Source organism: Bartonella sp. AP40SXNS, from assembly GCF_042195825.1.
Classification (GTDB): domain Bacteria; phylum Pseudomonadota; class Alphaproteobacteria; order Rhizobiales; family Rhizobiaceae; genus Bartonella.
This window is the reverse complement of sequence record NZ_JBHIPB010000130.1, coordinates 329-576: the sequence shown is the minus strand read 5'-3', so window position 1 is coordinate 576 and position 248 is coordinate 329. Positions and strand designations below refer to the sequence as shown.

Annotated in this window: 1 pseudogene; it reads right to left on the bottom strand. The window is 37.5% G+C overall.

The annotated features are described in order from the left end of the window. Positions 1-248 (bottom strand): annotated as a pseudogene (locus tag ACFILZ_RS10150) (3-deoxy-8-phosphooctulonate synthase); the annotation flags it as partial.

The window sequence follows — 248 nt, the reverse complement described above, 5'->3', positions numbered from 1 at the left end:
ATTAAATTCCTTCTTCAAATCAGAAAAAATAGCCATTGCTTTTTCAAGACCAATGCCTCGTGCCGCACTTATGGATGTTCTGTTGGCTTTATCGTAACTAGATTTATAAACAAACCCAATACCAATTTGATCTGTAATTGTTTTAATCCGACCAGCCATTTCAAAAGCATGATCTCGGCTTTCCATCTGGCCCGGTCCCGCAATTAATGAAGGAGGTGTTTCATTTGAAAAGATAACATTTCCAACTT